Origin of the sequence: Lysobacter sp. OAE881 (assembly GCF_040546665.1) — a bacterium.
GTDB classification, from domain to species: Bacteria; Pseudomonadota; Gammaproteobacteria; order Xanthomonadales; family Xanthomonadaceae; genus Lysobacter_J; species Lysobacter_J soli.
Map to the genome: position 1 here is coordinate 578,016 of NZ_JBEPOG010000001.1, position 22,524 is coordinate 600,539.

The 22,524-nt window shown below is 68.2% G+C and carries 20 protein-coding genes; 12 read left to right on the forward strand and 8 right to left on the reverse strand.

Features of this window, described 5'->3' with window-relative positions:
• Window positions 1-26 precede the first annotated feature (26 nt).
• Genes ABIE51_RS02620 through ABIE51_RS02630 form a run of 3 tightly spaced genes read right to left on the reverse strand, consistent with a single transcriptional unit; the run spans window position 27 to window position 2,707 of the window.
• The gene (locus ABIE51_RS02620) at window positions 27-1,106 is read right to left on the reverse strand and encodes an SMP-30/gluconolactonase/LRE family protein (protein ID WP_192632125.1); all 1,080 of its coding nucleotides are present in this window, start codon (window positions 1,104-1,106) and stop codon (window positions 27-29) included.
• 46 nt (window positions 1,107-1,152) lie between these two features.
• Window positions 1,153-1,650: a hypothetical protein gene (locus tag ABIE51_RS02625; protein ID WP_192632126.1), complete on the reverse strand. Its 498-nt coding sequence runs from the start codon at window positions 1,648-1,650 to the stop codon at window positions 1,153-1,155.
• A 52-nt stretch (window positions 1,651-1,702) separates the two neighbouring features.
• On the reverse strand, window positions 1,703-2,707 hold the full coding sequence (locus ABIE51_RS02630; RefSeq protein WP_157031783.1) for an alpha/beta fold hydrolase: 1,005 nt from the start codon (window positions 2,705-2,707) through the stop codon (window positions 1,703-1,705).
• Window positions 2,708-3,006: 299 nt separating this feature from the next.
• Between ABIE51_RS02630 and ABIE51_RS02635 the strand changes: the two genes are divergently transcribed.
• The 3 genes from ABIE51_RS02635 to ABIE51_RS02645 all read left to right on the forward strand — a co-directional run bounded on the left by ABIE51_RS02635 (window position 3,007) and on the right by ABIE51_RS02645 (window position 5,967).
• On the forward strand, window positions 3,007-3,663 hold the full coding sequence (locus ABIE51_RS02635; RefSeq protein WP_192632127.1) for a hydrolase: 657 nt from the start codon (window positions 3,007-3,009) through the stop codon (window positions 3,661-3,663).
• A 64-nt stretch (window positions 3,664-3,727) separates the two neighbouring features.
• Window positions 3,728-4,006, forward strand: coding sequence for a DUF1427 family protein (locus ABIE51_RS02640; protein ID WP_192632128.1), 279 nt, complete (start codon window positions 3,728-3,730; stop codon window positions 4,004-4,006).
• A 101-nt stretch (window positions 4,007-4,107) separates the two neighbouring features.
• Window positions 4,108-5,967 (forward strand): amidohydrolase, encoded by a 1,860-nt coding sequence (locus ABIE51_RS02645; RefSeq protein ID WP_354504780.1) that lies wholly within the window; start codon window positions 4,108-4,110, stop codon window positions 5,965-5,967.
• Window positions 5,968-5,981: 14 nt separating this feature from the next.
• Here ABIE51_RS02645 and ABIE51_RS02650 read toward each other — a convergent pair whose 3' ends face one another.
• On the reverse strand, window positions 5,982-6,608 hold the full coding sequence (locus tag ABIE51_RS02650) for a response regulator (protein WP_115841087.1): 627 nt from the start codon (window positions 6,606-6,608) through the stop codon (window positions 5,982-5,984).
• 195 nt (window positions 6,609-6,803) lie between these two features.
• On the opposite strand from ABIE51_RS02650, the gene ABIE51_RS02655 reads away from it, so the two are divergent.
• On the forward strand, window positions 6,804-7,343 hold the full coding sequence (locus ABIE51_RS02655) for a hypothetical protein (protein ID WP_354503354.1): 540 nt from the start codon (window positions 6,804-6,806) through the stop codon (window positions 7,341-7,343).
• A 34-nt stretch (window positions 7,344-7,377) separates the two neighbouring features.
• Here the strand turns inward: ABIE51_RS02655 and ABIE51_RS02660 are convergent, their stop codons facing one another.
• Window positions 7,378-10,371 carry a sensor histidine kinase gene (locus tag ABIE51_RS02660; RefSeq protein WP_192632129.1) on the reverse strand — a complete coding sequence of 998 codons (2,994 nt, stop codon included), beginning with the start codon at window positions 10,369-10,371 and terminating at the stop codon, window positions 7,378-7,380.
• Between the two features lie 424 nt (window positions 10,372-10,795).
• Here ABIE51_RS02660 and ABIE51_RS02665 point away from each other — a divergent pair, with 424 nt between their 5' ends.
• Window positions 10,796-11,236, forward strand: coding sequence for a HEPN domain-containing protein (locus tag ABIE51_RS02665; protein WP_157031243.1), 441 nt, complete (start codon window positions 10,796-10,798; stop codon window positions 11,234-11,236).
• Window positions 11,237-11,321: 85 nt separating this feature from the next.
• Here the strand turns inward: ABIE51_RS02665 and ABIE51_RS02670 are convergent, their stop codons facing one another.
• Complete coding sequence (locus tag ABIE51_RS02670) at window positions 11,322-11,759, reverse strand: helix-turn-helix domain-containing protein (RefSeq protein ID WP_192632130.1); 438 nt, start codon at window positions 11,757-11,759, stop codon at window positions 11,322-11,324.
• An 84-nt stretch (window positions 11,760-11,843) separates the two neighbouring features.
• Entirely contained in the window at window positions 11,844-12,785 is a 942-nt protein-coding gene (locus ABIE51_RS02675; RefSeq protein WP_192632131.1) for a LysR substrate-binding domain-containing protein, read from the reverse strand.
• Window positions 12,786-12,884: 99 nt separating this feature from the next.
• Between ABIE51_RS02675 and ABIE51_RS02680 the strand changes: the two genes are divergently transcribed.
• A complete protein-coding gene (locus ABIE51_RS02680; RefSeq protein WP_354503359.1) occupies window positions 12,885-14,009 on the forward strand; it encodes a hypothetical protein in 1,125 nt (374 codons plus the stop codon).
• A gap of 11 nt (window positions 14,010-14,020) precedes the next feature.
• Here the strand turns inward: ABIE51_RS02680 and ABIE51_RS02685 are convergent, their stop codons facing one another.
• Window positions 14,021-15,235: an acyltransferase family protein gene (locus ABIE51_RS02685; RefSeq protein ID WP_354503361.1), complete on the reverse strand. Its 1,215-nt coding sequence runs from the start codon at window positions 15,233-15,235 to the stop codon at window positions 14,021-14,023.
• A gap of 126 nt (window positions 15,236-15,361) precedes the next feature.
• Here ABIE51_RS02685 and ABIE51_RS02690 point away from each other — a divergent pair, with 126 nt between their 5' ends.
• From ABIE51_RS02690 to ABIE51_RS02715, 6 genes are all read left to right on the forward strand, one after another.
• Entirely contained in the window at window positions 15,362-16,249 is an 888-nt protein-coding gene (locus tag ABIE51_RS02690) for a LytTR family DNA-binding domain-containing protein (protein ID WP_192632133.1), read from the forward strand.
• Between the two features lie 101 nt (window positions 16,250-16,350).
• A complete protein-coding gene (locus ABIE51_RS02695) occupies window positions 16,351-16,479 on the forward strand; it encodes a hypothetical protein (RefSeq protein WP_354503364.1) in 129 nt (42 codons plus the stop codon).
• Between the two features lie 162 nt (window positions 16,480-16,641).
• On the forward strand, window positions 16,642-16,869 hold the full coding sequence (locus ABIE51_RS02700; protein WP_147298552.1) for a hypothetical protein: 228 nt from the start codon (window positions 16,642-16,644) through the stop codon (window positions 16,867-16,869).
• Window positions 16,870-17,021: 152 nt separating this feature from the next.
• Window positions 17,022-17,402: a hypothetical protein gene (locus ABIE51_RS02705; protein ID WP_192632134.1), complete on the forward strand. Its 381-nt coding sequence runs from the start codon at window positions 17,022-17,024 to the stop codon at window positions 17,400-17,402.
• 104 nt (window positions 17,403-17,506) lie between these two features.
• Window positions 17,507-18,490, forward strand: coding sequence for a chemotaxis protein CheB (locus ABIE51_RS02710; protein WP_192632135.1), 984 nt, complete (start codon window positions 17,507-17,509; stop codon window positions 18,488-18,490).
• Window positions 18,491-18,548: 58 nt separating this feature from the next.
• Window positions 18,549-22,523 carry a chemotaxis protein CheB gene (locus ABIE51_RS02715; RefSeq protein ID WP_192632136.1) on the forward strand — a complete coding sequence of 1,325 codons (3,975 nt, stop codon included), beginning with the start codon at window positions 18,549-18,551 and terminating at the stop codon, window positions 22,521-22,523.
• Window position 22,524 lies beyond the last annotated feature (1 nt).

Genomic DNA, 22,524 nt, shown 5'->3' on the forward strand with positions numbered 1-22,524 from the left:
TCGTGGATGCGCTCGCGCGCGTTGGCTCAACGTGGATCGACTTCCGGGATATCGAACTGCACCAGGTTCCAGCGCGTGACCTTCTCCTCCCACTCGTCGCCCTCGCGCGGCGTGAGCGGAAGCGCGAGGTTCGCCACGAGCATCCGCTTGCCCTGCACCGCGGTGGCAGCGGGGAATAGCAGGCCCAGCGGCGCGCCATCGTTGCCGATGCCGTCGAAGTGGCCCGCGCGGGCCCGAACGAGCCCGTTGGCATCCAGCGCGACCACCGCGTCGATCTGGTTCGAGGCGACCCAGAGCAGCCCGTCGTGCAGCAGCAGCCCGTCGGCGCCGTAGACGCCGTCGGCGAGCACATCGAGCTTGCCGCCGGCCAGCGGCATGCGCAGCACGCGACCGTCGCCGGCGTTGTTGACGTAGAGCAGGCCGGCGGCTTCGTCGATCGCGATGCCGTTCGCGCCGAACGGCAGGGCGCCTGTCGTGGCGAGCAGCGGATCGCGGACCAGCTCGTCGACCTTGCACGGCCGGCAGGTGGTTGCGTCCTGGATGCGGTAGATCGCGCCCTGGAACGAATCGGAGACGTATGCATCGCCTGCTGCGTTGAACGCCAGTCCGTTGATCGCGGGGAAGCCCGCCGAACCGAAGACGATCCGGTCCTGGCTGCCATCGGGGTTGGCGATGAGGCGATCGCCAGGCGCGGGCGGCGTCAGCGCCGCGAAGCTCGCGATGTCCTCGGGGGTTTGGCCCGTCGCGAACTTCGCGGGCAGGCGCTGCAGTTTCGATGCGCCGAAGTTGAGGAAGTAGAGCGCGCCGTCGGCATACGCGAGGCCGGTGATCGGCGTCGGCCCGAGGTCCACGCGGGCGAGCAGCTTTCCCGTCGGCGACAGGCGAACGACCTGGTTCCGGCGCGCCGTCGCGGGTTCGCGGCTGTCGAAGGAACCGACGTATATCTCGCCGGTGGCGGGATGGGTCGCGAGGCTTTCCGGATGGCGGAAGTCGTCCGGCAACGTCGCGAACGGGCGCGTTTCGAGACGCATCGGCGCACCCGCCGATTGCGCTGCCGCAAGTGGGCACACCAGCGTCAACGCGATCACGCAAAGCGTCGTCTTCATCTCCACGCACCTCCGCCCGAAGTCGAGTCTGGTGTTTCGCGATGCATCACGTCGCCGCGGCCGTCCGAAGCCCACGCCGTATGCGCATCGCCTGCACCGCGGCGCCGGCGAGATAGACGAGGAAACCGGCGCCGACGATCGCCTTCAGCACAGGATCTTCCGGACCCGTGAAGGCCGGATCGCCGAGCGGAATGCGCGTGCCCGTCTCGGTCAGTCCCGGAATCAGATGGAAGAACAGCGTCAGCGAGTTGCCCAGCACCGTGACGTATCGCGCGAGGCCCGATCCGCCGGCGCGCTCCGCCATGGCCGCGGCCGCGAGCACCACCAGCGTCGCGATCGCGAGCATGTGCGGCGCGCCGAATCCGCCATGGCGGAAGATGAAAAGCCCGGTGAACGCGGTGGCTGCCGTCAGCCACACATACAGCGCGCCCGAACGCGTGCGCGTCCCGATCTCGCCGTAGCGCACGAGCGACCGGACCCCGAAGAACACCGCCACCAGTGCGATGGCGGTGTGGAACATTCCGAACGGCGAGATGTTGAGCATGGCATGCACTCCAGCGATCGCGCCGGTGGACGTTCGCGGCGGCGGTGCGGCGTCAGGACTTGGCGAAGGCCAGCAGGTCCGCGTTGAGGCGGTCCTTGTGCGTGTCGGTGATGCCGTGCGGCGCGCCTTCGTAGACGATCAGCTTGCTGTCCTTGACCAGCTTTGCCGACGCGCGGCCGGCGGCATCGATCGGCACGATCTGGTCGTCGTCGCCGTGGATGATCAGCGTGGGCACGTCGAAGCGCTTGAGGTCTTCGGTGAAGTCCGTCTCGGAGAACGCCTTGATGCTGTCGTAGGTGTTCTTGTGGCCGCCGAGCATGCCCTGCATCCACCATGCGTTGATGACGCCCGGCGAGGGCTTCGCACCCGGGCGGTTGTAGCCGAAGAACGGGCCGGACGGGATGTCGAGGAACAGCTGCGCGCGGTTGGCGACAAGGCCCTGGCGGATGCCGTCGAACACCGAGAGCGGAAGCCCGCCGGGATTGCTGTCCGTCTTCACCATGATCGGCGGCACGGCCGACACGAGTGCGACCTTCTTCACCCGCTTGGTGCCATGGCGACCGACGTAGCGCGCGACCTCGCCACCGCCGGTGGAGAAGCCGACCAGCATCGCGTCCTTCACGTCGAGCTTGTCGAGCAGCTGCGCCAGGTCGTCGGCGTAGTGGTCCATGTCGTTGCCGTCCCACGGTTGGCTCGAACGTCCGTGCCCGCGGCGATCGTGCGCGATGCAGCGGAAGCCGTTGGAGGCGAGATGGAACATCTGCGATTCCCAGCTGTCGGCGTTGAGCGGCCAGCCGTGGCTGAAGACGACCGCCGGGCCGGTACCCCAGTCCTTGTAGTAGATCTCGACGCCGTCTTTGGTGGTGATGGTGCTCATGGTCTTTGCGATTCCTGCGTCAGGGGGAGTGGGGGTGGCGGCGGCCTGCGTCGCCGGCGGCGGTTCGGAGGACGAGCAGCCGACGAGGGGAAGCAGCGAGGCGGCGGCCAGGGCGGTGCCGCCGATCAGCACCGTGCGGCGGCCTTCGTCGATGGGGGTGGCGCGATCGTCGTTTGGCATGGTCTTCGCCGGATCTGTGGTCGGCACCTGGGTGCCACGGGGGAAGGCCGGCGCGGCGGTGTGGCGCGCGCCCGGCATGTCCACGATAGGAAGCCGATCGCCCGGCGGCGTACCCGCATGAGGGGTGAGGCCGTACCCCCTGTTCGGGGGAGTGCGCATCGCGCAATGGCGTGATCGCCACGGCATCCCCCGTTCTGGGGAGTCGCGATTCCTACCGCTGGCGGTTTGCGCGGCGTGCGCGCGAAGCCAGTCTGGACGCAGCACGCGAGTCCGCGTGCCATCCCCGTCGGAGCGCTCCCATGCCCAAGGCTTCCCCCGGTCCGAGTTCGACGTTGCTGACCCCAACGGATCACACGCTGGTGCTGATCGACCACCAGTCGCAGATGGCCTTCGCGGTGCGTTCGATCGATGTCGGATCGCTGCGCACCAATGCCGCCCTGCTGTCGCGCGCGGCCGTCGGTTTCGGCGTGTCGACCATCGTCACCACCGTCGCCGAAAAGAGTTTTTCAGGCCCGCTGTTCCCGGAGATCGGCGACACCTTCGCGCAGGGCGCCGTGTACGACCGCACCACGATGAACGCGTGGGAAGACGTTCCCGTCGTCCAGCGCATCAACGAAATCGGCAAGGACCGGCTGGTGTTCGCCGGGCTGTGGACCAGCGTGTGCATCGTCGGGCCGGTGCTGTCGGCGATCGAACAGGGCTTCCAGACGTACGTGGTCACCGATGCCTGCGGCGACGTGTCCGACGAAGCGCACGAGCGCGCCGTCACCCGCATGGTGCAGGCCGGCGCGGTGCCGATGACGAGCCTGCAGTACATGCTCGAACTGCAGCGCGACTGGGCGCGCGGCGAGACGTACGGGCTGACGACCGGCATCGCGCGCGAACTCGCCGGTGGCTACGGCATCGGCATCCAGTACGCGAAGGCCATGTTCGGCGCGCAGGAAGGCGGGCACTGAGCGCGGCGGTGCGGCCACCACCTCCCCCGGGTCGCACCGCCGCGCTTCCATCGGGAGAAGCACGATGAAACCGTATGTGTTGTCGCTCGCTGCCGGCCTGCTCGTCGGCATCGTGTACGCGCTGCTCAACGTCCGCTCGCCCGCGCCGCCGGTGATCGCGCTGGTCGGGCTGCTCGGCATCCTGCTGGGCGAGCAGATCCCGCCGCTACTCAAGCACTACCTGCACAAGGACGCGCGGGCGACCGCGTGGATGGACGAGCAGGTCAGGCCGCACGTGTTCGGCGACTTGCCGCAGTGCCGCCGCACACCCGCCGCGCCGGACGATCCGGACGCGCGCTCATGACCTCCGACCGCACCGGCGTGGACGCGGGGCGGCGCGCCTTCCTCGGCGCGGCCGTCGGCGCCACGTCGGTGGCGGTCCTTCCCGCGATGGGCACTTCGACGATGCCAGACCTGATCCTGCACGGCGCACGCATGACCACGCTCGACCGCACGCGCCCCCGCGCTTCGGCGGTGGCGATCCGCGACGGCCGCTTCCTGCGCGTCGGCGACGATCGCGAAGTGCTGGCGCTCGCCGGACCGGCGACGAAGGTCATCGACCTGCAAGGCCGCAGCCTGCTTCCGGGCCTGTGCGACAACCACACGCACGTGATCCGCGGCGGCCTGAACTACAACATGGAGCTGCGCTGGGATGGCGTGCGCAGCCTGGCCGATGCGATGGCGATGCTCAAACGCCAGGTGTCGGTCACGCCGCCGCCGCAATGGGTGCGCGTGGTGGGCGGCTTCAGCGACCACCAGTTCGCGGAGAAGCGGTTGCCGACGCTGGATGAACTCAACGCCGTCGCGCCCGACACGCCGGTGTTCATCCTGCATCTGTACGACCGCGCGCTGCTCAACGCCGCGGCGCTGCGTGCGGTGGGCTACGGCCGCGACACGCCCGATCCGCCCGGCGGCGAGATCGCGCGCGACGCCAGCGGCAATCCGACCGGCCTGCTGCTCGCGCGGCCCAACGCCAGCATCCTGTACGCGACGCTGGCGAAAGGGCCGAAGCTGCCGTTCGACCACCAGCTCAACTCCACGCGCCACTTCATGCGCGAGCTCAACCGCCTCGGCGTCACCAGCGTCATCGATGCCGGCGGCGGCTTCCAGAAGTACCCGGAAGACTACGAAGTGATCCGGCGCCTGGCCGACGAAGACCAGCTCACGGTGCGGCTGGCGTACAACCTCTTCACGCAGAAGCCGAAAGAGGAAAAGGAGGACTTCCTCAACTGGACGCGCACGTCGAAGTACCGCCAGGGCAACGACTACTTCCGCCACAACGGCGCGGGCGAGATGCTCGTGTTCTCCGCGGCCGACTTCGAGGATTTCCGCGAGCCGCGTCCGGACATGCCGCCGAACATGGAAGGCGACCTGGAAGCGGTCGTGCGCATCCTCGCGCAGAACCGCTGGCCGTGGCGCATGCATGCCACGTACGACGAGACGATCGGCCGCGCGCTGGACGTGTTCGAGAAGGTGAACCGGGAGATCCCGTTCGACGGACTGCACTGGTTTTTCGACCACGCCGAAACCATTTCGGATCGCTCGATCGATCGCGTCGCGGCGCTCGGCGGCGGCATCGCCGTGCAGCACCGCATGGCCTACCAGGGCGAGCATTTCGTCGAGCGTTACGGCAAGGCGGCCGCCGCGGCGACGCCGCCGGTGGCGAAGATGCTGGCGTCTGGGGCACGCGTCTCGGCGGGCACGGACGCCACGCGCGTCGCGTCTTACAACCCGTGGGTGTCGCTGTCATGGCTCGTCACGGGGCGCACGGTCGGCGGCATGTCGCTGTATCCGCCGGAAAACAGGCTGGATCGCGAGTCGGCCCTGCGCATGTGGACCGAGCGCGTCGCGTGGTTCTCCAACGAGGAAGGGAAAAAGGGAACGATCAGCGAAGGCCAGCTCGCCGACCTGGTGGTGCCATCGCGCGACTACTTCGGCTGCGCGGATGACGAGATCGCGCACATCGCGTCGCTGATGACGGTGGTCGGCGGTCGCATCGTGTACGCCGCCGGCGACTTCGCGTCGCACGATCCCCCGATTCCGCCCGCGATGCCGGACTGGTCGCCGGTGCGCACGCAAGGCGGCCACGCCCGATCGGCCGACGTCCCTGCGCGCGATGCGCTCGTGCAGACCGCCGGCTGCGGATGCGCCCACGCCTGCAACGTGCATGGACACGCACACGCGAAGGCGTGGGCCGCGAACGCGCCCACCGGCGACCTCAAGGGCTTCTGGGGTGCGCTCGGCTGCGCGTGCTGGGCCGTGTGAGCGCGAGTGCGGCGTTACTGCGTCATCTGGCGCAGGATGCCGCGCCGGATGCCGATGCGGATGGCCTCGGTGCGGTTGTGGCATCCGAGCTTCTCGAAGATCCGCGACACGTGCGACTTGACCGTTTCGATGGAGATGCCCAGATCGCTGGCGACGCGCTTGTTCTCCTTGCCCTCCGACAGGAGCTGGAGGATGCGCAGTTCGCGCGGCGTCAGCAGTTCGTTGCCCAGGTGCGTCGCGACGTCCGCGCACACTTCCGCCGAGACGTACCGTCCGCCCGCATGCACCTTGCGGATGCAGTCGAGCAGCTCGTCGCGTAGCGCGCTCTTGAGCAGGTAGCCGGCTGCGCCGGCCGCCATCGAATCGCGCGCGTTCGCATCGCCGCGGAAGGTCGTCAGGATGACCACGCGCGCTGCCGTGTACTCGCCGCGCAGGGTGCGCACGCCTTCCAGCCCGCCCATGCCGGGCATCTGCAGGTCCATCAGCGTGATGTCGGGCAGCAGTCGGCGGAACGCGTCCAGCCCGGCCTCGGCGTTCGATTCGCCGCCCACCACTTCGATGTCGGATTCGTTCGACAGCATCGCCGCGATGCCTTCGCGCAGCACGGGATGGTCGTCGATGGTCAGCACGCGTATCGGCATGGCGCTCACGCTGGGGGACGTGGTCGAACGGTCGAGCCCGCTCGTGGGAGAAAGAGTACCTCCGCGATGACGGCCGGCGCGACAGCGGATCGCGTCCGTCATTCACCCGGATGGGGGAGGTCGCCAGGGCAAGGATGGTGGATTGCAGGGCGTCGGCCGGCTTCTACATTGACCTCTCGCGGGCAAGGACCGGGAGTGGCCACGATGCTCGTCAATATTCCCTGCCTGGATGCATTGCTCGACCGGCACGCCGACCCGCTGGGCGCAGCGTTCAACGCGTACCGCAACCACGCGTACCGGGTGGTCAACTTCCATTGCCTGCTCGGCGGCGAGGACATCGACCTGGAGAAGCTGTCCATCGCCGCGGCGTACCACGACCTCGGCATCTGGTCGGCGGGCACGTTCGATTACCTGGCGCCGTCGATCGCGATGGCGAACGCGTACCTCGAGGAAATCGGGCGCACGGAGTGGGCCGGCGAGATCGCGGCGATGATCGACCACCACCACAAGATGACGCCGTGCGATCCGCGCGAGCGCGCCAGCGTGGAGACCTTCCGCCGCGCCGACTGGGTGGATGTATCCCGCGGCCATCTGCGGTTCGGCCTGAAGCGCCGCGTCGTCGCGTCCGTCATGGACATGTTCCCGGGCTTCGGCTTCCATCGCCTGCTGCTGAAGCTGTCGCTGAAGCGGATGCTCACCCATCCGTTCAGTCCACTTCCGATGCTGCGCTGGTAGCAGCGTGGATGACGGCGCCACTCGGCCGCTTCGTTCAATGCCTCGGGTACGCCGCGTCCGCGTCGATGCCGACCTTGACCTCCGTACCGCCGCCCGGCCTGCCGGTGATCGACAACGTCGCGCCGATCAGAAGTGCGCGTTCGCGCATGCCCTTCAGGCCCCAGTGGCGCTCCACGCCCATCCGGTCCTCGGCGATGCCGACGCCGTCGTCCTGCACCGTCAGGACGACACCGGCATCGCCGTAGGTCAGGCGGATGTCCACGCGCGTGCCGTTGGAGTGCACGCAGGCGTTGCTGATCGCCTCGCGCGCGATCTGGCGCAGCTCCTCGTAGACGATGGGCTGCAGCGGTCGCGGCGGCAACGGCACGGTGATGTCGCACACGAGCTGGTGCTCGGCCGCGAGTTCCTGCGCGTGCCGCCCCAGCGACTCGGCCAGGTCCATCGTGCTTGCCTCGGGATCGCGCAGCTGGTGGATGCGGTCGCGCCCTTCGCGGATGGTGTCCTGCGTGCGATCGAGCACGCGCTCCATCTGCTGGCGGAGCGCCGCGTCCTGCGGCAGCTTCGAGGCGAGCGCCTGGAAGCTCAGCAGCATGCCCTGCATGCCTTGCAGGAGGGTGTCGTGCAGGTCGCGCGCGATGCGGTTGCGTTCCGCCATCTGCGCATCGAAACGATCGCGAAGGCGCGCCGTCGCGTAGCGCAGCCGTAGCGCGTAGAGCATCCACAGGACGAGCGCGAGCGCGGCGACGACGAGCGCCTTGAACCACATCGACTGGATGAACGTTGGCGGCACCGTGAAATCGAGCGACGCGCCTTGCGGGTTCCACACGCCGTCGTTGTTCGCCGCGACGACGCGGAACCGGTAATCGCCCGGCGCGAGGTTGGTGTAGAACGCCTGGCGGCGGTTGCCGGCCTCGACCCAGTCGTCGTCCACGCCGAGCAGCTGATAGCGGAACCTCACGCGCCTGGGCACCGTCAGGCTCAGCGCGGTGTAGTCGATCTCGATCCGCGACGCACCCGCGGGCAGCGTCGCCGACGCGGGATCGCGCAACCGCTGCGACCCGAACGCGAGTCCGGTGATGCTCACCGGCGGCGGCATGCGGTTGCGTGCGAGCCGCGCGGGCTGCACCTGCACGATCGCGTCCGTCGTCAGGAAGCGCAGCACGCCGTCGCCCCCGAGGACGGCGCTGTTCCTCGAATAGCCCGTCACGGCGGGCGCCTTCAGGCCATCGTCGAAGTCGAACAGCTGCGCGTGCAGCGGCGCATCCGGGTCGTCGAAGGCGCGGGCGAGGGCGTCGCGCGACACCCTCGCGATGCCGGCACGCGAGAGCATCCAGGTGTAGCCGAGCCGGTCGTCGGCGATCCCGACGACGCCCTGCAGCCAGGGAGCATCGCGCCCGAGCGGCGTGATCTTTCCGTTGCGCAGCCGCGCCATGCCGCCCACGCTGGCGAGCAGGACATCGTTGCCCATCGGCTGCAACGCGGTGATCTCGCCGCCGGGAATGTCGTCCTTCTTCCACACCACGCGGGTGTCGGGAAGTTCCATGTAGACCAGTCCGCGCGAGCGCACGTGGGCGAGCAGCCCGTTGCGGTAGGCGATCAGCGTGGTGACCTTGAGCGGCCCGTCCGGTCCGTCGGGCAGGCTGTCGGTCCAGGTCCCGTCCTCATAGCGCGTGATGCCGCCGCGCGTGCGACTGAACCACAGGCGCCCGTCCGGCGTCGCCACGCAGTCCAGCACATTGCGGCGCTTGTCGGTGGGGATGCGCTCGAAACGCTGCCCGACGCCGCGGAAGAAGGCATCGCTGGTCGCGAACCAGACCACGCCCATCGCGTCCTCGCACAGAGCCTGCGGGTTGTTGAGGCCATCGAGCAGCCGCGTCGTGATGCCCTTCGGCGAAATCCCGTACAGGCTGTCGGAATCGGCGGCGTAGACGGTTCCGTCGCGCGCGCCCATCACGATGTAGCCGAATCGCGAATACGCGGGGATGCCGGTCGCCGGGCGCACGTTGGCGGGCGTGAAGCGATCCAGCCCCGCGCTCGTCCCGACCCAGAGATTGCCCTCGCGATCTTCCAGGATCGAGAGCGCGCGATCGGAAGACAGGCCGTCGTTCGCGGTGAAGGTTTCCTCGACGGGACGGCCGCCGCGGTACAGGGCGTCGGGCATCGCGATCCGGAACATGCCCGCCGAATACGTGACACCCCAGATCGAACCGTCGCGATCGAACAGGAACGTCCGGTACGAATGCGTCGCCGATGCAGCCGGCACCGTGGCGAAGGGCGGCACGTCCGGTCGTGCGAGCGGGACCGACGGCAACCGGCGCGTGCCTTCGACGCCGCTCGACTGCCACACGCGTCCGGAGCGGTCGGTTGCGAGCCCTTCGTTGTAGCCATCGCCGCGGGTGCCCGCGATGCCCACGTTGCGGAAGCGCCGTTCACCGGGGGCCAGCACCAGCGTCCTGGCGCCATCCGAAACCCAGAGGCGTCCATCCCGGCTCTCGGCGATGCCCCATGCGGAGGGCGCGGTGATGCCCCACTGCGCGCCGATGCTTTCCCAGCGGCCCGCCGCATAACGCATGAACGGGTGGTTCGAATTGCCGGTGATGGTCCAGACCGCGCCCGAGCGGTCCTCCAGGAAGCGGTACACCCATCGATCGCTGGCCGCCGGCGAGCGGTCGATCAGCGTTCCGTCGCGCAGCAGTGCGATGCGGCCGGACTGGTAGCCGATCCAGAGGTCGCCGTTGCGCGCCGTCAACAACGCCGACACCGGCTCGCCCACGCGCGCGCCGTTGGCGCGGGCGGGGACGACCTCGAAGCGCACGCCGTCGAAGCGATGCAGTCCGCTGTCGCTGCCAGTCCAGAGGAAACCATCCGGCGTCTGCGCGAGGGCATAGATGCCCAGCGGCACGCCGTCCTCGGCGGTCCATCGTGTGTGCCGGAACTGGTTTATCCCGACGTCGGGATCCAGTGCATGCACGGCCGCCGTGCACAGCAGCATCGCAAGACCGGAAAGGACTGCCAGGAGATGGCGCACCACAGCCCCCGTAGGCTGTCTGATCGTGTGGGGTTGATCGCGTGCGCGGAGTCCCCTCGCGCAGGAGCCCATCCTAACCGTTCTCCAGCCAGGGCCGGCTCATCCTTTCGACGTATGACTACCGTCCGGTAGTCGGCACTTCTTCGTGCAGTGGCAGCGTAAGGCAAGCCCGCACGATGATGCGAACGTTTGCGGATGACATCGGTACTTCGCCCGCTTCTTCCTCTGACCGACAGCACCCGGGATAGTCAACGTTGAAAGGCGCGCGTAGCGGTCAGGCGCGTTCGGGATCGGCGTCGAATCGGCCAGCGGCACGTCGACGGCAGGCCGATGCCGACGTCCAGCTGCCAGCCGCTGCAATGAATCCCGCGGTGGACACGCTTCTCTGTTAGCGTTCGAACCCTGCCGCGAGGAAAAACATCACATGGGCACGAGTCCGGAAGGTCTGCTGCACTACGCGAAAGAGTTCATGGATGCGGCGAACGTGGTCGCCGACGAGAGCGTGATGGCGAGCCACACGCTGATCGGGCATTCCATCGAGCTGGGCCTGAAGGCGTTCCTGCTGGCGAAGGGAATTCCCATGGAACAGCTGAAATTCAAGCCGTATGGGCACGACCTCGGCTACATGCTCGACGCGGCCGATGCGCTGGACCTCAACAGCTATGTCGAGTTCGCCGCGGACCATCGCACGGCGATCGGCGTGCTGAACGACGTCTATTCCACGCACGGATTCCGCTACTACGAGCCGAACACCGTGCCGATTCCCGAGTGGAAGACCGTCAACGACGTGGCCGACCGCCTGGTCCAGCGCCTGCGCGAGATCACTCAGGAAGCCAGCAGGACATGGGACCAGGAGCCCGCCTGAGCGCGCAGGTCCTGCGGTCCGACTTCTACGATGCCGCTGCGAAACGATGGCACCCCCGCTTTCGCGGGAATGCCATCGGGCTGGATCAGGAAAGCGACTCCAGTCGCGCCCGTGCTTCCTTCTTGCCCAGTCCGCGCAGGCTCGCCAGCTTCGGCAGCTGCGACTTGCGCGGTACGGACTTGCCCTGTTCCCAGTGATAGATCGACTGGCCGCTCACGCCGGCCAACGCGCCGAAATCCGCGGCCGACAGGCCCAGCTTCGCGCGCAGCGACTGCAGGCCCTTGGCGCTGAAGCGCATGCGCGTGGAGGTTTCCTCGCTGTCAGCCGCCGTCGCCGCCGCCGGCGGGCGCGCCTTAGACGCCTGCTTCAGCCGGCGCTCCAGCTGCGCCACCTGGCGCTTCAATTCGGCGATTTCCCGGCGATACGTGCCGCTGGCTTTCCGTAGCGTTTCAACTTCCGCACGAACTTCCTTGCGTGCGAGTCGGGAAATTTCAGCCTTCAGCACCGTTCCGAGATTCGGCATGCGCAGCTCATCAACCATTGGGAGAAGCCCAATAAGCTAACACTCCGCTCGAATCGGGCACGTGGAAGAGGGCTGCCCGCGTCGTCAGGCCTCCACGACCACGCTCCGCCGGATGAAGGCGCGGGCCGCATCGCGGTCGCGCGCGGCCTCGCTTTCCAGCCATTCGCGAAAGCGCGCGATCTTGCGGCTGTCTTGCCGCGCCGCCGGGTAGGTGAACCAGAACGCGCGGCCGTCGCTGACCACCAGCTCGTGCGCGGGCACCAGGCGGCCGGCGTCGATTTCGTTGCGGAACAGGATGGGCGAGCCGATCGCGACACCCTGTCCGGCAATCGCCGCGGCGATGTCCAGGTATTCCGCCGACAGCTGCGTGCCGAAGCGGCCGGGCGGAATCTCCGCATCGAAACCGAGCGCGCGGTACCAGCGCGACCACCAGTCGGGACGGCCCAGCAGCGGCACCGGCAACGGCGTGCGCGGGTCGCGGCCCAGCTCCGCCACCGCCGCGCGCAGCGACGGCGCACACAGCGGCATGAAGAGGCTGGGCAACAGTTCGGCCGCGCGCAGGCCGGGCCAGTGGCCATGGCCGTTGCGGATCGCTGCGTCGTAGCGGCCGCCGGTGAGGTCTTCGGCAACGGCCGACAGATCCAGTTCCAGCGCGATGTCCGGATGGCGCACGCGGAACCGGCCGAGCTTCGGCGTCAGCCAGCTCGTGCCCAGCGAAGGCAACGTCGTGAGCGACAGGTGGGTGTCGTCGACTTCGGCCGCCTGCACGAAACTCGCGCGCAACGCGGCGAAGGCGTCGATGGCTTCGCGCGCGACGATCTCGCCGCCACGCGTCAGCATCACGTGGTTGGCATGGCGCACGAACAGCGCGACGCCGATCTGCTGTTCCAGGCGACGCACGTGGTAGCTCACCGATGCGGCCGTGGTGTCCAGCTCCTGCGCCGCCCGGGAAAAGCTGCCCAGCCGGGCGGCGGCCTCGAAGGCCCGGATCGCGGCGAGCGAAGGGAATCGGCGGTCGCTGACCATAAGTCTGGCTGAGTGTGCGGGCCGCATTTCGGGTGGTCAACGCAAGCCCGCCGTCCCCATGATCGGCGCACGGTTCCCCGCCGGACAGGAGCGCCACCCATGCCAGGACCATCCCTCATGCGCGATCTTCAGGACGCAGGTTTCGGGCCCGGCGCCCGCTTCGACTCGCGCCGCCGGTTCCTCGCCGCGGTCGCAGGCGCGGCGACGTGCTCGCTCGTATCGCCCGCGTTTGCGTTCGCTCCGCCCATCGCGCAGGCCTCGGCCCATGCGCAGGACTGGCAATGGCTCGTCGGCAGCTGGGACGTGTGGCATCGGCGCCTGAAGGAGCGCCTCGCCGGCAGCGACGAATGGGAGGAGTTCCCCGGCAAGAGCACCTTCTGGCAGACGATGGGCGGGCTCGGCAACGTGGACGACAACATCGTCGACATTCCATCGGGCACGTATCGCGGACTGAGCGTCCGCGCCTTCGATCCGGCCGCCGGCACGTGGGCCATCTGGTGGCTCGACGGCCGCAATCCCACGCATATCGATCCGCCCGTGCGCGGCGCCTTCAAGGGCGAACATGCCGAGTTCGTCGGCCGCGACACCTTCAAGGATCGCCCCATCGTCATGCGCTTCCGCTGGCACGACGTGCACGGTGCGCGGCCGTGGTGGGAGCAGGCGTTCTCGCCCGACGATGGCAAAAGCTGGGAGGTCAACTGGCGCAACTACTTCACGCGCACCTCGCCGCAGCCGCACGCGCTGCCGAAACTCGCCGATGCGCCGAAGGATTTCGACTTCCTCGTCGGACGCTGGAAGGTCAGCCACCGCCGCCTGCGCGAACGCCTGGTCGGCAGCGAACAGTGGGATGAATTCGGCGGCACGCTAATCAACTGGCCGGTGCTCGGCGGCAAGGGCAACGTCGGCGACAACGTCATGGAATTTCCCGGCGGCACGGTGCGCGGCGTCGGCTTGCGCTCGTTCGACGAAGCCAGCCGGCAATGGTCGAGCTGGTGGCTCGACGGCCGCACGCCGACCGACATCGCCGCGCCCGTGCGGGGCGGCTTCGAAGGCGACGTCGGTACGTTCATCGGCGACGACACCGTCGCGGGTCGCCCGGTGAAGACGCGCGTGACGTGGTCGCGCATCACGCCCACGTCCGCACGCTGGGAGCAATCCAGCTCCGCCGACGGCGGCAAGACCTGGGAGAGCAACTGGGTGAGCGATTTCATGCGCGCCGGGTGAGGAAGCGGCAGCTACGCCGTTTCCGCCACTGCATTCGCCTCGCGTCGAGGCTCGCGCGGGCCCAGTCCGAGCAGCGGGCGCATCCATCCGATGCGGCGTACGACCTCGAATCCCGCGAACGCCAGCGCGAACGTCGCCACCACCAGCAGCGGACCTTCGACCGCCGGACGCAGCGCCAGCGGCTGCAGGTTGTGCGCAAGGACGACGATGATTGTCTGGTGGAGGATGTAGACCGGAAAGACCGCTTCGGTCAGGTAGCGGCGCGCGCGGCTGTCGCCCGGCGACCAGTGCGCCGCGAAGCCGATGATCGCCACGATCGCCGTCCACTGGAACGTGCCCCACACAGCGCGCATCGTGGTGCGCAGTGCGTCCGGCGGCGTGACGTCGCCGCTGTAGGCGCTGAAGTACACGACGATCGCCACGTAGCCCAGCATCGCAAGCACGGCGGCCTGCCAGCGCAACGCGGCGAAGCGGTCCCACACCGGCTGCGACTTCGCCACCGCGAAACCCAGCAGGAACTGCGGCAGGTACTGCGCGTGGTTGTACCAGTCGTCCACCAGCGCGTGCGTCGATTCGAAGCGGTCGATGAGCGTCAGGCGCGCGACGATCAGGAACAGCGCCGGCCACAGCAGCAGGCCGACGCCGCGGCCGAACACGCCGGCGATGCGGTCGCACAGGCGCGCGAGCCCATCCGGCGCGATCCACTTCAGCAGGCACAGCACCACCGTATAGACCCACAGGTAGGCGACGAACCACAGGTGGTTCCAGGTCGGCACGTCGAGGCAGTCGCCGTCGCGGCAGAAGTTCGGGTCGTTCTGCAGGTAGCGGGCCCAGAAGGCGAGGTAGCCGTCGTGGTACCCGCCGGGCAGCCGCTCGACCACTTCGTAATAGGACTGCGGCGGGACGATGACGAGCATGCCGAAGATCAGCGGCACCAGCAGCCGCCACGAGCGCTTGCGCAGGAAGCCCTGCGGCGTCTTGCCGAGCAGGAAGGCGGTCGCCACGCCGGAGATGAAGAACAGCAGCGACAGTCGCCACGGCGAGGTCATCAGCATGAACGGTTCGAGCGCAGGGCTCGCGAACGGGCTTTTGACGTGCCAGTCCCAGGTCACGTAGTACATGCCGACGTGGTAGAGCACCAGCAGCGCGAAGGCGCCGATCCGGACCCAATCGAGGAAATAGCGGCGGCTCACGGCGGCATGCTCCAGCGTGGAAGATGCGGCCACCCTCGGGCCGCCGAACGCGCGATTCCACCGTGAAGTGACCATCCGGCGGGGCTTTGGGACGAATCGCGGGCCCGCAGGGACGAGCCGGGACGGGGTCGCGGCACCGTGCCCCTACAATCCCGCTCGATGAATGCGCCCTCCGCTCCGACGCCGTCGCCCGTCCCGTTCCGGTCGCATGCGCGGCGCCGCGCGTTCGAAATCGGCTTCTGGGTCGTCACCACGCTCATCAATGCCATCGCCAACAGCGTGACGGTGCTGATGGACATCCGCCGCACCCGGCTGGACTTCGGCGCCTGGGAGCCGGTGACCTGGGAGTGGTCGAGCGCCGTGCTCATGCTGGCGCTGGCGCCGGCCGTGGTCTGGTTCACCCGCCGCGTGCCGCTTCACTGGGACACATGGCGCCGGACGCTGCCGCTGTACGTGCTGGCCAGCCTCGTGTTCAGCCTGGCCCACGTGCTCGGCATGGTCGCGATCCGCGAGGTCGTCTATGCGGCGCACGGCGCGGAGTACGACTTCGGACCCTGGCTGGAGCAGCTGGGCTACGAATACCTCAAGGACGTGCGCAGCTTCGCGAGCATGGTCGTGCTGGTCGAAGGCTATCGTTTCATCCGCCGACGCCTGCAGGGCGAGGCGAGCCTGCTCGGCGAACCCGACGAAGGCCCGCCGGTCGAGCCGGTCGAACGTCCCGAGCGGTTCCTGATCCGAAAGCTCGGTCGCGAGTTCCTCGTCGCCGCCAACGACATCGAATGGCTGCAGGCCGCGGGCAACTACGTGAACCTGCGCGTGCGCGGACACGACTATCCGCTGCGCTGCACGATGGCGACGATCGAGGAACGGCTGGATCCTTCGCGCTTCGCACGGATCCATCGCAGCTACATGGTGAACCTCGGGCAGGTGGCCTCGATCGAGCCGCTCGACACGGGCGATGCACGCGTGCATCTGTCCGACGGTACGGTGCTGCCATGCAGCCGCCGTCATCGCGACGCATTGCGCGAACGCGCGGGTTTCGCGTGATGTTGCGACGCGCGTGTTGCACTTCGTGCAGTGCGCGCATCGATCGATCGTCAGCATCGCAATCGAGTCGATGGATGCAGCAACTGACGTGAAAAAAGGGCTTGCAGCCGACGGGCGGCTGCGTTGCCGACACGATCGGCAAGTTCGCGCACGACGCGCTGCGGTATTGGAACGCCGACTCGCATCGCACGAAAACACGTGAAAACGGCCGTGATTTCGAGCGCGCGTGACCTTTCGCGTTTGCATCGTTCAGCTTGCTGTGGTTTATTGCATCGCAGTGGGATCGGGGATGAGCTCACATCCGATGCGATGCACGCGCCGGTCTGGCGCATGTGCAGTTCCTTTTTTCGCGAAGCCGCGTTGCGGTGTCTCGCGCATGGATGTTGGTTGCAATGAGCAGAGATGATCCGGAAGCCGCATTGGCTTCCTACGAGATATTGATCCGGTCGGTGGGCCAGGGCATTCGCGAAGTGCACGGCAACACGACGTGGGAAGCGGTGCAGGCGCGCGCCGAAAGCCTGTGGCACCTGTACGCGGTGACCACCGGGCTGGAATGGCCGCAAGTGGCCGAACGCGTGCGCGAGGCATGGCGCGCGGCGGCGGACGACGCGCAACCGTAGCGTCGCGTCATATCGCGTGCCGTCGTGTCAGATCGCATGCCCGCATCGGCGCGCGATATGTCGGTTGCATGACGCGCCGCCTATCGCGTTCGACAAAACGATTGGCCGATGGAAGGTCCGTCACATCCGACGGATCGGTCTACGATCGCTGCATGCCCGCCGCGATCACGCCGATGCAGCGCTACTTCCTTGAAGCGTTGGGACGCAACGCCCGGCGTGCGTTTCCGACGGCGCGACTGCGCGAAGTCGAATCGCGACTCTCCGCGTGCTGGTACGGCAGCGGCCTGGCCGGCGATTGCGAATGGCCCCAGGCGCGCGGCATCGCCATCCGCAGTTGGCGCGTGTCCACGCCGACGCGCGTGTTCGCGCAATCGCTGGGTCGCGTCGCGCGCAACTACCACCCCACGCTCAGCTGGGACGAACTCGAACCGTCGCTGGTCGATGCCTGGCACGCAAGCGCCTGGGGCGGCACGACGTCATGGAGCCGCGTGCGCGAGCTCGCGCGATCGGGCTGGACCCACGCCGACGCCTGAGCCGCGCGAATCGTCGCGCGCCAACGCCATCGTCACTCCATCGCCACCGCTGGCTCACGCGCGGTGAACGACGCTGCGGGTTCCACGGGAACGGACGTCCGCGAATGCCGGCCTGGGCGCAACGCAATGTCATCGTCATCGGGGGATCGTCCGGCGCCGTAAAGCCGTTGCTGGAGGTGGTCGCGGGGCTGCCGCGCGAGTTCCCGGCGACGATCCTCGTCGTGCAGCACATCGGCGCGCACATCAGCGTGCTACCGGAACTGCTGAACCGGCGCGGCGCGTTGCCGGCGATGTTCCCGACGTCCGGCCGGTTGCTCGAACCCGGCGTCATCTACGTCGCGCCGCCGGACCACCACCTGCTGGTCAGCGACGGCGCGGTGCGGCTGAGCAGGGACGCGAAGGAGAACTTCACCCGGCCCGCGATCGATCCGCTGTTCCGCTCGGCGGCGATCGCCAAGGGCCCGCACGTGATCGGCGTGCTCCTGAGCGGCCTGCTCGACGACGGCGTCGCCGGATTGCAGGCGATCAAGGCCTGCGGCGGGCTGGCGATCGTGCAGGATCCGGCCGACGCCGAATCGCCGGAGATGCCGCAGAACGCGCGCGATTACGTCGCCTTCGACGCGCTGCTGGCGGCGGCCGACATCGCGCAGGCCCTCATCGTGATGGCGGCGCAACGCGTTGATGTGCAGCCTTCGGTCCCAGCCGCGTTGATCGAGGAACACCGTCTCAGCATCGGGGAGGCAGACGATCCCATGGCCACGCTCGACGACATCGGCACGCCTTCGCGCATCACCTGTCCCGAATGCAGCGGCGTGCTGTGGGAAATCAAGGGCGCGCAGCCGCCACGGTATCGCTGCCACACCGGGCATGCGTACACCATCGGCGCGCTCGACGCGGCGCAGAACGCACGCACCGACCAGGCGCTGTGGGTCGCGTTGCGCGCGCTGCAGGAGCGCGAACGCCTGCTGCGCAATGTCGCTGCGGCACATCGCAGCCGGCAGGCGCGCAACGACGCCGATCGCGCCGACGCCGAAGCCGACCACATCGCTGTGCACGCCGCGCAACTGCAGCGACTGGTGGCGGACTGATTGCCGCGCCAAAAGCCGTGCCGGATACTGAACGCCTTCTTCGAAACCCGCCGAACCCATGACCAAGCCGCCCCATCGCGACGCAAAGCCGAAAGGCGCGGCAGACGAGCAGCCGGGGCAGGTGCGCGCCAGCGATACCGCAGCGTCCGCGAACGTGCCGCTGATCGTCGGCATCGGCGCCTCCGCGGGCGGCCTGGAGGCGTACAAGGCGTTCTTCGAGAACCTCGAAAGCGCGGACGGCATGGCCTTCGTGCTCGTCTCGCACCTCTCGCCCGACCACGCGAGCATGCTGCCGGAGCTGGTGGCGCGATACACCTCGCTGTTGGTGATGGAAGCGGCCGACGGCATGGACGTCGAAGCCGGCCACGTCTACATCATCCCGCCGGACGCGACGCTCACCATCAGCGGCGGCGTGCTGCAGCTGAGCAAGCCGGCGCCGCCGCGGCAGTACCGTTTTCCGATCGACACGTTCTTCGCCTCGCTCGCCGAAGACCAGGGCGACAACGCGGTGTGCATCATCCTGTCCGGTGCCGGCAGCGACGGTGCGCGTGGACTCGGTGCGATCAAGGAACGCGGCGGCCTCACGCTCGCGCAGGCGGCGATCGACCACATCGCCATCGCCGGCATGCCGGCCAGCGCCGCGGCGACGGGCCTGGTCGACAACATCGTCCCGGTCGAACAGATGCCGGCGCGGCTCAAGGCGTACCGAGCGCACCTGTCCACGGCGCGCACGCAGAAGGGTCCGGACGGCATGCGCCAGGACCTGAGCCACCACCTGCAGACGATCTGCACATTGCTGCGCGCCGAAGTCGGCCACGACTTCAGCCAGTACAAGGAAAAGACGCTGATCCGTCGCATCCAGCGACGCATGCAGGTGGTGCAGATCGACGGCGTCGCCGGCTACATCGACTACCTCAAGCAGACGCCGCGCGAGCTCGACAACCTGTTCCGCGAGCTGCTGATCGGCGTCACCGAGTTCTTCCGCGATCCCGAAGCGTTCGAAGCGTTGCAGACGCTCGCCATTCCCTCGCTGCTGGAAGGCAGGAGCGCCGCCGACACATTGCGCGTGTGGACTCCCGCATGCGCGACGGGCGAGGAGGCGTATTCCATCGCGATCTCGCTGGCCGAAGCCATCGCGGCGCGACGCGGCGGCCCGAAGGTGCAGATCTTCGCCACCGACATCGACGACCGCGCGATCAACGCCGCGCGTGCGGGCCGCTTCCGCGCGCCGCTGCCGGGTGTCTCGGCCGAGCGGCTGGAGCGCTGGTTCATCCAGGACGGCGAGCACTACGTCGTGGTCAAGCCGATCCGCGAGATGGTCGTGTTCTCGCCGCACAGCGCCATCAAGGATCCGCCGTTCTCGCGGCTCGACCTGATCTCGTGCCGGAACCTGCTGATCTACATGAACTCGGAGCTGCAGGAACACCTGATCCGCACGTTCCATTACGCGCTGCGTCCCGGCGGCGTGCTGATGCTTGGGCCGTCGGAAAGCCTGGGCCGCAACACCGCGCTGTTCTCGGTGCTCGACAAGAAGCATCGGCTCTACTCGCGTCGCGCTGACGGTCGCGCGAGCCTGCCGATGACCACGCCCAAGCGCCTGGCCGGGATGGAAGCGGTCGCGCGGGTGCCGGTGGTGCGCGGCGGCGGCATCGAGGATGCGATCGACCGCAACGCGCGGCGCGTGCTCGACAAGCACTCGCCGGCGTACGTCGTCATCGACGCCAACCACGACGTGCTGCGTTTCTCCGGCGATACCGGGCGCTACCTCGGCCCGTCGTCGGGTGCGGCGAGCCTCAACCTGTTCGCGCTGCTCAACAAGGGCCTGCGCGGCCCGGCGCGCACCGCGGTGCAGCAGGCGCTGGTCCGCCACAACACCGTCGTGCAGGAAGGGCAGCTCACCGGCCCTCACGGCGAGCGCATCCCGGTGCGCCTGATCGCCGAGCCGATCCACGAACAGGACGATGGCAACGCCGAACGCCGCGCGCCGTCGTCGCTGTGCATCCTGGTGTTCAAGGAACTGACGCCCGTCGCAGCCGTCGCCGAATCGACCACGCCCAACGGCCGTCGCGCGCGCGGCGAATCGGCGCGCATCCGCGAACTCGACCTTGAACTGGCCACCACGCGCGAGCAGCTGCACACGGCGATCGACGAGCTGGAAACGGCCAACGAGGAGATGAAGTCGGCCAACGAGGAATACCAGTCGGTCAATGAGGAACTGCAGTCGTCCAACGAGGAACTGGAAACCTCGAAGGAAGAGATGCAGTCGATCAACGAGGAGCTGCAGACGGTCAACGTCGAGCTCAACAGCAAGAACGAGGCGCTCGCGCGACTCAACAGCGACCTGCAGAACCTGCTGGAAAGCACGCAGATCGCCACGCTGTTCCTCGATTCGGCGCTGCACGTGAGCGGCTTCACGCCGGCCATCAGCGACCTGTTCCACCTGCGCGAAGGCGACCACGGCCGGCCGATCACCGAGATCACCGCGCGCATCCCGTACCCGCAGCTCAAGCAGGACGTGAAGCAGGTGCTGCGCACGCTGGCGATGGTCGAGCGCGTACTGCACGGCGGCGTCGACGATGCGGTCTACCTGTTGCGCATGCGCCCGTACCGCACCACCGACAACGTCATCGACGGCGTGGTGCTCACCTTCATCGACATCACCGAACGCCAGCAGCACGAGTACGAACGCGCGCGACTGGCGGCCATCGTCGAATCCTCGCAGGACGCGATCATCGGCCACAGCCTGGAAGGCATCATCACCAGCTGGAACGCCGGCGCCGAAAGCATGTTCGGCTATCCGCCGGCGCGCGCGATCGGCAAGTCGTTATCGGTGCTGCTGCCGCCCGACTCGAAGAAAGACCTCGACACCTTGCTGGAAGCCTCCTCGCGCCAGATCAAGGCCGAAGAGCTGCTGATGACGTGGATACGCGAGGACGGCACGCCGGTGCCGCTGTCGCTGCGCTGCTCGCCGGTGCTGGATCCGGCCGGCGCGGTCGTCGGCGGTTCGACCATCGCGCGCGACATCACCGATCGAAAGCGCGCCGCGTGGATGCTCGACGAAACCGAGCGCCGCCTCGCGGCGATCATCGAACAGACCACCGTCGGCGTTGCGCAGACGGACCTGGACGGCAAGCTGGAAATGGTCAATCCGCGTTACGGCGAGATCCTCGGCCGCAGCGCCGACGAACTCATCGGCCATCGCCTGCACGAGTACATCCATCCGGCCGATGCGGCGGAATTCGAGGCGCAGTTCCACGACCTGGTCACCGAGGGCAAGCCCTTCCAGATCGAACAGCGCTACGTGCGCCCCGACGCGAAACTGGCGTGGATCAACCACCACGTCACGCTGATCCACGACGAAGGCGGGCAGCCCTCGCACGCGGTGGCGTTCGCGCTGGACGTGACGCAGCGCCGCCTCGCCGCGCAGCAGCGCGAGCTGCTGGTGAGCGAGCTCAACCATCGCGTAAAGAACACGCTGGCGACGGTGCATTCGATCGCGCTGCAGACGCTGCGCCACACGCCGGACATGGGCAAGTTCCGCGACGCGTTCGTCTCGCGCCTTCGTTCGCTGTCGACCGCGCACGACCTGCTGGCGAAGGAAGGCTGGCGCGGCGTCAGTCTTGCAGACCTGGCGCGCGCCGAACTGGCGCCGTACCACGCGGGCGACAACGACAGCGCGCACGTGCAGGTCGTCGGCGACGACCTGCACCTGGACGCGAAGACCGGGCTCGCGCTGAGTCTCGCGCTGCACGAGTTGGCGACCAACGCCGGCAAGTACGGCGCGTTCACGCGCGAAGGCGGGCAGGTTCGGCTGGAATGGGCCACGTTCGAACGCGACAGCCAGCGCTGGCTGCGCATGGTCTGGACCGAATCCGGCGGCCCGCCGGTGAAGGCGCCGGCATCGCGCGGTTTCGGTTCGCGCCTGATCACCGAAGGCGTGGGCTACGAACTCGGCGGCGACGTGTCGCTGGAATTCCCCGAGAGCGGCGTGGTGTGCACGATGACGGTGCCGCTGAAGGACGCAGGAAGCTGAG

Bases quoted from the DNA above. Each gene is read 5' to 3' on its own strand.
- ABIE51_RS02620 (WP_192632125.1), bottom strand. From the start codon at position 1,106: ATGAAGACGACGCTTTGCGTGATCGCGTTGACGCTGGTGTGCCCACTT.
- ABIE51_RS02715 (WP_192632136.1), top strand. From the start codon at position 18,549: ATGACCAAGCCGCCCCATCGCGACGCAAAGCCGAAAGGCGCGGCAGAC.
- ABIE51_RS02680 (WP_354503359.1), top strand. From the start codon at position 12,885: ATGCCAGGACCATCCCTCATGCGCGATCTTCAGGACGCAGGTTTCGGG.
- ABIE51_RS02675 (WP_192632131.1), bottom strand. From the start codon at position 12,785: ATGGTCAGCGACCGCCGATTCCCTTCGCTCGCCGCGATCCGGGCCTTC.
- ABIE51_RS02700 (WP_147298552.1), top strand. From the start codon at position 16,642: ATGAGCAGAGATGATCCGGAAGCCGCATTGGCTTCCTACGAGATATTG.
- ABIE51_RS02670 (WP_192632130.1), bottom strand. From the start codon at position 11,759: ATGCCGAATCTCGGAACGGTGCTGAAGGCTGAAATTTCCCGACTCGCA.
- ABIE51_RS02650 (WP_115841087.1), bottom strand. From the start codon at position 6,608: ATGCCGATACGCGTGCTGACCATCGACGACCATCCCGTGCTGCGCGAA.
- ABIE51_RS02625 (WP_192632126.1), bottom strand. From the start codon at position 1,650: ATGCTCAACATCTCGCCGTTCGGAATGTTCCACACCGCCATCGCACTG.
- ABIE51_RS02630 (WP_157031783.1), bottom strand. From the start codon at position 2,707: ATGCCAAACGACGATCGCGCCACCCCCATCGACGAAGGCCGCCGCACG.
- ABIE51_RS02635 (WP_192632127.1), top strand. From the start codon at position 3,007: ATGCCCAAGGCTTCCCCCGGTCCGAGTTCGACGTTGCTGACCCCAACG.
- ABIE51_RS02705 (WP_192632134.1), top strand. From the start codon at position 17,022: ATGCCCGCCGCGATCACGCCGATGCAGCGCTACTTCCTTGAAGCGTTG.
- ABIE51_RS02645 (WP_354504780.1), top strand. From the start codon at position 4,108: ATGCCAGACCTGATCCTGCACGGCGCACGCATGACCACGCTCGACCGC.
- ABIE51_RS02710 (WP_192632135.1), top strand. From the start codon at position 17,507: ATGCCGGCCTGGGCGCAACGCAATGTCATCGTCATCGGGGGATCGTCC.
- ABIE51_RS02640 (WP_192632128.1), top strand. From the start codon at position 3,728: ATGAAACCGTATGTGTTGTCGCTCGCTGCCGGCCTGCTCGTCGGCATC.
- ABIE51_RS02690 (WP_192632133.1), top strand. From the start codon at position 15,362: ATGAATGCGCCCTCCGCTCCGACGCCGTCGCCCGTCCCGTTCCGGTCG.
- ABIE51_RS02665 (WP_157031243.1), top strand. From the start codon at position 10,796: ATGGGCACGAGTCCGGAAGGTCTGCTGCACTACGCGAAAGAGTTCATG.